This is a genomic window from Rhodococcus sp. WWJCD1, assembly GCF_002258735.1.
In the GTDB taxonomy this organism is placed as follows: Bacteria; Actinomycetota; Actinomycetes; order Mycobacteriales; family Mycobacteriaceae; genus Rhodococcoides.
The window spans coordinates 87,189-95,816 of the sequence record NZ_NOXY01000030.1 but is presented as its reverse complement, the minus strand read 5'-3'; the positions used below and the strand labels follow the sequence as shown (position 1 = coordinate 95,816).

Annotated in this window: 7 protein-coding genes; 5 read left to right on the top strand and 2 right to left on the bottom strand. The window is 66.2% G+C overall.

What is annotated here, in order from left to right; all coding sequences use genetic code 11:
• The 3 genes from CH286_RS23000 to CH286_RS22990 all read left to right on the top strand — a co-directional run.
• On the top strand, nucleotides 1–592 hold a 592-nt coding region (locus CH286_RS23000), incomplete at its 5' end, for an MBL fold metallo-hydrolase (protein ID WP_094610482.1).
• A 111-nt stretch (nucleotides 593–703) separates the two neighbouring features.
• Nucleotides 704–1,411, top strand: a complete 708-nt coding sequence (locus tag CH286_RS22995; RefSeq protein WP_080737249.1) for a DUF5642 family protein — start codon at nucleotides 704–706, stop codon at nucleotides 1,409–1,411.
• A gap of 149 nt (nucleotides 1,412–1,560) precedes the next feature.
• Nucleotides 1,561–2,673 (top strand): DUF4192 domain-containing protein, encoded by a 1,113-nt coding sequence (locus tag CH286_RS22990; protein ID WP_094610481.1) that lies wholly within the window; start codon nucleotides 1,561–1,563, stop codon nucleotides 2,671–2,673.
• Nucleotides 2,674–2,689: 16 nt separating this feature from the next.
• Here CH286_RS22990 and galE read toward each other — a convergent pair whose 3' ends face one another.
• On the bottom strand, nucleotides 2,690–3,670 hold the full coding sequence (gene galE, locus CH286_RS22985; RefSeq protein WP_032403287.1) for a UDP-glucose 4-epimerase GalE: 981 nt from the start codon (nucleotides 3,668–3,670) through the stop codon (nucleotides 2,690–2,692).
• Nucleotides 3,671–3,715: 45 nt separating this feature from the next.
• Nucleotides 3,716–4,402: a metal-dependent transcriptional regulator gene (locus tag CH286_RS22980; protein ID WP_032403288.1), complete on the bottom strand. Its 687-nt coding sequence runs from the start codon at nucleotides 4,400–4,402 to the stop codon at nucleotides 3,716–3,718.
• A 185-nt stretch (nucleotides 4,403–4,587) separates the two neighbouring features.
• Between CH286_RS22980 and CH286_RS22975 the strand changes: the two genes are divergently transcribed.
• Both CH286_RS22975 and CH286_RS22970 read left to right on the top strand, forming a co-directional pair.
• Nucleotides 4,588–5,856: an acetoin utilization protein AcuC gene (locus CH286_RS22975; RefSeq protein WP_052058623.1), complete on the top strand. Its 1,269-nt coding sequence runs from the start codon at nucleotides 4,588–4,590 to the stop codon at nucleotides 5,854–5,856.
• 67 nt (nucleotides 5,857–5,923) lie between these two features.
• Nucleotides 5,924–8,581 carry a bifunctional acetate--CoA ligase family protein/GNAT family N-acetyltransferase gene (locus tag CH286_RS22970; RefSeq protein WP_037153243.1) on the top strand — a complete coding sequence of 886 codons (2,658 nt, stop codon included), beginning with the start codon at nucleotides 5,924–5,926 and terminating at the stop codon, nucleotides 8,579–8,581.
• Nucleotides 8,582–8,628 lie beyond the last annotated feature (47 nt).

The window sequence follows — 8,628 nt, the reverse complement described above, 5'->3', positions numbered from 1 at the left end:
AACGTTCAGCCTCGACGGCGGCACCTGGGATGTCGAGAACAACATCTGGCTGATCGGCGACGACGACGAGGTGGTGATCGTCGACGCCGCCCACACCGCAGCCCCGATCGTCGACGCCGTCGCCGGCCGCACGGTCAAAGCCGTCATCTGCACGCACGGACACAACGACCACGTGACCGTGGCACCCGAGCTCGCCGACACCCTGGATGCGCCGATTCTGCTGCATCCCGCCGACGACATGCTGTGGCAGCAGACCCATCCGGGCGTCGGTCACACGCTTCTCGAGGACGGTCAGCGCGTCACCGTTGCGGGAACCGACATCGTGGCGCTGCACACCCCGGGGCATTCACCCGGATCGACGTGCCTGTATCTGCCCGAAGCGGGGGAATTGTTCAGCGGCGACACCTTGTTCTCCGGCGGTCCGGGAGCCACCGGACGATCGTTCTCGGATTTCCCGACCATCATCGGGTCGATCCGCGACCGATTGTTCGCGCTTCCCGCCGACACCCGAGTCAACACCGGACACGGTGACGGAACCCGTATCGGCGACGAGGCACCACACCTCGAGGAATGGATCGCCCGCGGCAGCTGAATTCCGACACCGCGGTAGGCCGCCTGCCGCATTCGAGGTGGTCGGAATGAGACAGTGGTGGGACGCCGGAGCGTGTGCTGCGGCGTCCCATCGACCCGAAGAGGACGTCTTGTGAGCCCCGCCGCACGCAGAACCCGCCTGTCCATCGCCGCGACCTCGGCAGCGATCGCAGCTCTTGTGCTGGTCGGTTGCAGCTCCACCGTCACGGGAACCCCCGAACCCAGCGCCGGCGGTACCACGTCGTCGCAGCCGGGAACGGATCTGAACACGCTGCTCATCGACCCGTCGAGTTTTCCGGCACCGTACGACGCCCTGGTGTTGCCTCAGCAGGCCATCTCGCAGGCGGCCCCCGACCTCAGCGGAATACCGGCCGGAGCCGAGGTCAGCCCGGCCGGATGCAAGCCGGCCGATCAGGATTTCGGCCCCACCGGCACGGCCATGATCGTCGGCACCGACAACGACAGCCGGTCGACCATCTCCATCGAATTGACAGCAGTCGACGAGCCGCTCTCGACCCGAATGGAGCAGCTCGAACAGTGCGGCGAGGTGACGGCCACCAAATCGGGCGCAACCTCGACGGTGACGTCCACGTTGACCCCTGCACCTCCGATCGATGCGGACGACACCTTGGCCGTCCGGCAGACGGTGGCGTCGGGAGCCGGTGGCGACGCGGTCACTCAGTCGATGCTGACGCTGATGGCACAGATCGACAACGTGCGGGTGTCGGCCACCTTCATGTCGTTCGGTTCCGAGACGCCCGACGCGATGACGCTGGACGAGCTCTTCACCGCGGCGGTGCAGAAGGTCAAGCAGGGGTGACGCTCGCCTAGCAGGAGGGGCCGACAGAATCGGCCCACAACTGCGCGTGCGGGACGGTTCGTCCACAGAAGGCTCGTTCTCCACAGGGCAGTGCGAAAGCCCAGCTCACGCTGCGTTCCCCGACGAGAGTGCCGCGAGAATTACGGGTCATGTACACACCGACGAATTCTCACGACAACTCCCACTCTCGCCGCCGCGTGCGACTCGGCGATGCCAGCGATCTGATGGCAGCGGTACCTGCGATGCTCGGCTTCCATCCACACCGTTCCATCGTGCTCATCGCGGTGAAGGACGGCGGCGCGACCGTCGGTCCCACGATGCGTCACGACCTGGTGCTGGCAGGTGAGCACATCGATCGACGCGCCGGCAGCGGCACCCGGGCTACACCGGAGATGCTCGACGTCATCGGCTATCTGGCCGGCTACTGCGCCTCGGAGAACGTCCCCGCCGTCATTGCGGTGTTCGTCGACGACCGACTCGACCGGACCGTCAGAGGTGCGCACCTGCTCGACGTCGAGGCTGTGGTGGGGGAGCTGGTCACCACCCTTGCGGCGTTCGGGATAGAGCTCAGTGCGGCCCTTGCGACGGCGGAGATCGCCGATTCCGCTGTGTGGTGGTCGGTGTCCGGGCCGCAGCGGCACGGCCGAATATCCGATCCGTCGACGTCGCCGCTGACCGTCGCCCGCGTTCTCGACGGCTACTCGGTACGACGGTCGAGGCGCGAGTTGGCCGAGACCATCGCGCCGGGCCCCGAGGGCACGGTACGGGCCGTGGCCGTCGAAATCGCGCGCCTCGGTCGCCGCGGACGTTCTGGCACCGATGAGTTGACGGCCGTCCTGTCGTACGTCGCGCGGGCCCCGTACGACACAGAACTGGACCCGGTCGACATTGCTCGGATCGCGGTCGCGATCCGCGCGGTTCAGGTTCGCGACGCGTTGCTCGCCTTGACTCTCGGCGACGATGCGGGGTTTGTCGAGGAATTCTGGGCGATGATCTCCCGTGTACTTCCACGGCGCGAGAGAGCCATCGCTGCAACGCTTCTGGCGTTCAGTGCGTACGTTCGCGGCGACGGACCGATGGCCCGTATCGCGATCGATGCGGCCCTGGAAGCGGACGAGAAATACAGCCTGGCGCGATTGCTGGACAGATCGCTCAGTGCCGGTGCCGGCCCGGAACTGGTTCGCGAAGTCGCCGAGAGTGGATTCGCGTGCGCGCGTGCATGCGGCGTTCGGTTACCCGGCGATCCGTTCGGTCGACGCTGACGGCGCTGTGAGCGCGTCAGTGTGCGGCGTGGGAACGATCGCCGAGCTGTTGCAGAAAGGCCCAGGCGTCGGCGACGATTCGATCGAGATCGGTCAGCTCCGGCGACCACTTCAGCTCCTCCATCGCTCGTGCACTGGAGGCGATGAGAACGGCAGGATCGCCCGCGCGTCGGGGAGCGTGTTCGACGGTGATGGGCAGGCCGGTGACCCTCTCGCAGGACGAGATGACCTCGTGTACGGAGAATCCGGTACCGCTACCGAGGTTGTAGATGGTGTGCTCACCCGGCTGCGCCGCGTCGACCGCAAGGATGTGCGCCTCGGCGAGGTCCGCGACGTGGATGTAGTCCCGGACTGCGGTGCCGTCGGGGGTGGGCCAGTCGGTGCCGAACACCGAGATCTTCTCGCGTTGCCCGAGCGCAACCTGCAGCACGAGCGGAATCAGATGGGTCTCGACAACGCGATTCTCACCGAAGCCGTTGTAGGCACCGGCGACGTTGAAGTAACGAAGGCTGGTGGCGGCGAGACCGTACGCCGACGCATAGGACGTGATCGCGTGGTCGATCGCGAGCTTGGTGGCACCGTAGGGATTGGTCGGCCGGGTAGGAGCGTCCTCGGTGATCGGCGTCTTCTCGGGTTCGCCGTAGGTGGCCGCGGTCGAGGAGAACACCAGTTTCGGAGTTCCGGAAGCCCGCATCGCGTCGAGCAGGGCCAGCGTGGTGACCACGTTGCCGCTCCAGTACTTGTCGGGTGCGACCACCGACTCGCCCACGAGCGACTGCGCGGCGAAGTGCAGTACGGCGTCGAACCCGCCGCCGTTCAGCACCTCCGCGGCAACGTCTCTGACGTCACCCTCTACGAACGTGGCACCACCGGGCACAGCGTCCCGGTTCCCGGTGGACAGGTTGTCCACGACGACGACGTCGTGGCCGCGCTCGAGGAGCACGGCTGCACAGACACTGCCGACGTATCCCGCACCACCGGTAACCAGAAGCTTCACTGTTGCTCTCCCTCACACGCTTGCGGCACCGCCGGCAGTGTGAGGTCAGACCCTCTTCACCTGGACGGCGTGTGCCATTTCATCGGATATGTCGACACCGCTGTGCCCTGGCACGGTGATCGTGACGGACCCGGGCTTGGCTTCGACTGTAACCCGAGCGTCGGGAACAACGCCCGCTTCACGAAGCTGTGCGATCACCTCGGGGTCGGACTGAACATGCTCGGCCAGACGGCGTACGACCACTGCGGTCGGCTGGCCGACCGGCACATCGGTGAGACGGATGAGAGCCTCGGGAGCAAGGGTCGACTGACCGAGACCGAGCTCGGCCAATCCCGGGATGGGGTTTCCGTACGGCGATGTGGTCGGGTTGTTCAGCACGGTGACCAGACGACGTTCGACTTCCTCGCTCATCACGTGCTCCCAACGGCACGCCTCGGCGTGTACGTCTTCCCAGCGCAGACCGATGATGTCCACCAGCAGTCGCTCCGCCAAGCGATGCTTGCGCATGACGGCGACCGCCAGACTGCGACCCTTCTCGGTCAGCTCCAGGTGCCGGTCTCCCGCGACGGACAACAAGCCGTCGCGCTCCATCCGCGCGACAGTTTGGCTGACGGTGGGACCACTTTGTTCGAGCCGCTCGGCGATTCGCGCGCGGAGCGGAATCACACCCTCTTCTTCCAAATCGTAGATCGTCCGGAGGTACATCTCCGTGGTGTCGACCAGATCCTTCACACTCAACCCCTTCGTCGGGCTCGATCCTACCGTCAGCGCCCCGAAATCGGCGCTGCACCCAACCGGCACGGGCGCGGCGCACCACAACGGCGCTCGTCGATTCCCGTGGCTTCTCACAGGGGGACATACGGCACAACACCGGAACCGTGCCACACCATTCCACCCGACAACGTAGTTTTGTCCGTATGTCTGACAAGGCGACACGCGCCGCCGAGTACATCCCGAACCGCCCCGAGGACATCGTCGTGTGGAGCGAGGACTACCTCGGCTACCGGTGGAGCGACGACCACCCGATGAACCCCACTCGACTCGATCTGACCATGGCACTCGCCACCGACATCGGAGTGCTCGCGGGAGTCGAACTCGTCGAGCCCGCTGCCGCCCCGGATTCCGAGCTGCTGCGATTTCACACCAGCGCCTACATCGAGGCGGTCAAACAGGCACCGTCGCAGGGCCCGGCTCTGCGTGACCCCGACGACGTCGTCCACGGGCTCGGTTCCGACGACAACCCGGTGTTTCCGCAGATGCACGAGGCGAGCGCCATGCTGGCCGGCGGTTCGTTGGCCGCAGCCCGCGAGATCGCGTCGGGTCGTGCCCGCCGCGCGGTGAGTATCGGTGGCGGCATGCACCATGCCATGGCCGACTGGGCCTCGGGCTTCTGCGTCTACAACGATGCCGCGATCGCCATCTCGTGGTTGCTGGACAACGGATTCGACAGAATCGCCTACATCGACGTCGACGCCCATCACGGTGACGGCGTCCAGGCAGCATTTCTCGGTGACCCCCGCGTACTCACCGTCTCCCTGCACCAACATCCAGCCACGTTGTGGCCGAACACCGGTTGGTCGACCGAGGTGGGAACCGAACGCGGTGAAGGAACCTCGATCAACGTCCCGTTGCTGCCGGGCACCGCGGATCGGTTGTGGTTGCGCGCGTTCCATGCGATCGTGCCCGGTGCCGTCGGGGCGTTCCGGCCCCAGATCATCGTCAGCCAATGCGGTGTGGACAGCCACCGTGAGGATCCCCTCGCGGATCTCGCCCTGACCGTCGACGGTCAGAATGCTGCGTTCCTGGCCATGCGCGATCTCGCCGACAAGCACTGCGAGGGCAGATGGTTGGCCGTCGGTGGCGGCGGATACGGCCTCGTGCGTGTGGTCCCGCGCGCGTGGACGTACCTCATCGCCGCCGCGCTCGGCCGCGAGATCGATCCGACATCAGCGCTGCCGGACACCTGGCGTGACCGAGTGCGGACGATGGCACCGAGTGTCGATCTCCCGCAGACCATGGGTGACGGGGGAGACGTGGACTATCCCGCCTGGGACGGACCCGGTGGGTCTCTCGCCGGAACCGACGGCACCGACCGGGCGCTCGAACGCGTCGACTCGGCGATCACAGCCACCCGCCGGGCAGTGTTTCCGCTGCTCGGCCTCGATCCGGAGGACCCGCGTGACTGATCGGACCGGCACCTCGTCGTCGAACTCCTCGTCCGACGAACCTGTCGCTGAGCCCAGCGCACAGGACCTGGCACGAGAGCGCGCGGAAACGTCGTTCCCCCGCCACTGGGTTGCCGACGTACTGACCTCCGACGGTGGCGTCGTGCATCTTCGTCCCATCGTCCCGTCGGACTCCGAGCGCATCGTCGCCTTCCACGGGCGACTCTCCGAACGGACGAGGTACCTCCGATATTTCGGTCCGTACCCCACCATGCCCCAGCGGGACGTTCTCAACTTCACCACCGTCGATCACCACGACCGCGTTGCGTTCGTGGCCGTACTCGGCGACGACATCATTGCGGTCGGCCGATACGAACGTCTGCCCGAGGGCGACGGCAACTCGGCCGAAGTGGCCTTCGTCGTTGCCGACGCACACCAAGGCCGCGGACTCGGACCGATCCTGCTCGAGCATCTCGCCGGAGCCGCCGCCGAGAACGGGGTCAACATGTTCGTCGCCGAGGTGCTCGCCGAGAACCGGAACATGGTCACGGTCTTCCGGGAAGCGGGCTACCAGGTCAGCAGGTCCTTCGAGGGTGGGGTGCTGCGGCTGGAATTTGCCATCGATCCGAGCGAGGCACTGCTCTCGGTGCGCAATTCACGTGAGCGCGCCGCCGAGGCCCGCAGCGTACGCAACGTGCTCAGCCCCCGGTCGGTGGCCGTCATCGGAGCGTCGACGGACAGCTCGAAGGTGGGCAACGCGGTGCTCGCCAATCTCCTGGCCGGCAACTTCACCGGACCGGTCTATCCGGTCAATGCAGACCACCGGTCGGTCCGCGGCGTTCGTGCGTACGCCACGGTGCACGACATTCCCGACCCGGTCGACCTTGCGATCGCAGCGGTTCCGGCCGACGCCATCGACGCCGTACTCGACGACTGTCTGGACAAAGGTGTGAAAGCACTGCTTGTGGTGTCGGGTGGATTCGGCGAGACGGGGCCTGCGGGGCAGGAGAGCGAGCGCAGATTGGTACTCGCAGCGAGGGCGCACGGGATGCGATTGATCGGGCCCAATGCGCTGGGAGTGGCGAACACCGACCCCGAGTTCGGGTTGAACGCCACTCTCGCTCCGCATCTGCCGACGCCCGGCAACGTCGGTTTCTTCTGCCAGTCCGGCGCTCTCGGCATCGCGATCCTGGACGAGGCCGCCAACCGCAGGCTCGGTCTCTCGACATTCGTCTCGGCAGGCAACCGAGCCGACGTGTCCGGCAACGATCTGCTGCAGTACTGGGACTCGGACCCGGCAACCGAGGTGATTCTGCTGTACCTCGAGAGCTTCGGTAACCCGAGAAAGTTCACCAGAATCGCCCGCCGGGTGGCGCGCAGCAAACCCATCATCGCTGTAAAGAGCGGACGCGGAGCCGTTCCGCCAGCACATGCGATCGGCGCCGATATCGACGATTCGATCGTGCGCGCTCTGTTCGCACAGGCAGGTGTCATCCAGGTCGATACCATCTCGGAATTGTTCGACTGCGCAGTCCTGTTCGGTAATCAGCCTCTGCCGGTCGGACCGAGGGTCGCAGTCGTCGGCAACTCGACGGCGCTCGGTGTGCTGGCGGTCGATGCTGCGCGGGCCAAGGGGTTGCATGCGAGCACCCCGATCGACGTCGGCCCACAAGCCGGTCCCGAGAATTTCGCCGAGGCCGTCTCGGCGGCACTGGCTGCGTCGGACATCGATGCCGTCATCGTCGTGTTCGTACCTCCGGTTGCCGTCGAGGTCGAACCGTTCGCGACAGCTCTGGGAAACGCCGTCCGTGGATCAGACAAGCCCGTGCTGTCGACGTTTCTCGCCACCGAGGGGATTCCCGACGTACTGGCCGTGCGGGGACCGAGCGGTCATCCGATTCGTGGTTCGGTTCCCTCGTATTCGAGCCCGGAACGGGCGGTTGCTGCTCTGGCCGCGGCCTGGCGCTACTCCGCGTGGCGTTCGCGACCGGTGTCGAACCTGGTTCGGCCCAAGAGCATCGATTCCGAGGGTGCCAAGAACCTGGTCGAGCGATGGCGTTCGGCCGGCAACCGGGGACGCTGGCTGTCGGATTTCGAGACCGCAGAACTGCTCGCCTGTTACGGGCTGGAGGTCGTGCCGTTCCGCGTCGTGACCGACGAGGACGAGGCCGTGGCGGCAGCCGACGAACTGGGCTACCCGGTGGCGGTCAAGGCGACGGGGGAAAGGTGGCGGCATCGACCCGATCTCGGGGGAGTTCGTCTGGACATGGCCGACGCTTCCGCAGTGCGGGTGGCGTACCGCAATCTGGCGGCCGATTCGGGCGAGCCGCTGCTGCACGTGCAGCGGATGGCAGTAAAAGGAATCGGCTGTGTCGTACGGGTCCAGGACGACCCCTCGTTCGGATCGCTCATCTCGTTCGGTCTGGCCGGAGTCATCTCGGACCTGTTGGGCGACCGGGCGTTTCGGGTACTTCCACTGACCGAGGACGAAGCTGCCCAACTGATCGACGCGCCGAAGGCCGCACCGCTACTGTCCGGTTATCGCAATGCGGTGCCTGTCGACAAGAAGGCCCTGATCGATCTGGTTCAGCGCATATCCGCACTCGCAGAGGACATCCCGGATATTCGGGAGATTTCGTGCGAGCCGGTGCTGGCCTCCGCCGACGGCGCGCAGATCACCGATGCGCGCGTGCGTATCGGGCCCGAACCGACCAAGGCGGATCTCGGCCCACGTCGGCTGCGCTGAACGAGACAGGCCTCGAAAAGACGGAAGCCGAGCCGACGTCCCGGGGG

Bases quoted from the DNA above. Each gene is read 5' to 3' on its own strand.
- CH286_RS22990 (WP_094610481.1), top strand. From the start codon at position 1,561: ATGTACACACCGACGAATTCTCACGACAACTCCCACTCTCGCCGCCGC.
- CH286_RS22975 (WP_052058623.1), top strand. From the start codon at position 4,588: ATGTCTGACAAGGCGACACGCGCCGCCGAGTACATCCCGAACCGCCCC.